General features: G+C 47.9%; 1 protein-coding gene. It reads right to left on the reverse strand.

All coding sequences use genetic code 11. The features are described from left to right. The coding region (locus tag HBA93_RS20570; protein WP_286202102.1) for a GTP-binding protein at positions 1–292 on the reverse strand (292 nt) is incomplete at both ends.

The raw sequence follows: 292 nt of genomic DNA on the forward strand, positions 1-292 counted from the left end.
GAAACTCGAAGGTCGACGCCACCGGCAAAGGTTCGGAAATACCTGTCGATTCAATCAGCAGATAATCAAAGCGCCCCTGTTTGGCGAGTTGTGTTACCTCTTGCAAAAGATCGTCACGCAATGTGCAGCAGATACAGCCATTGGTCAGCTCAACCAGTTGCTCCCGTGTGCGGGACAAATTGGCACCACCATCACGCAGCAATGCAGCATCAATATTCACTTCACTCATATCATTAACAATCAGTGCAACGCGCACCTGTTCACGATTATTCAGAATATGATTGAGCAAGGT

Origin of the sequence: Ochrobactrum sp. SFR4 (assembly GCF_019730395.1) — a bacterium.
In the GTDB taxonomy this organism is placed as follows: domain Bacteria; phylum Pseudomonadota; class Alphaproteobacteria; order Rhizobiales; family Rhizobiaceae; genus Pseudochrobactrum.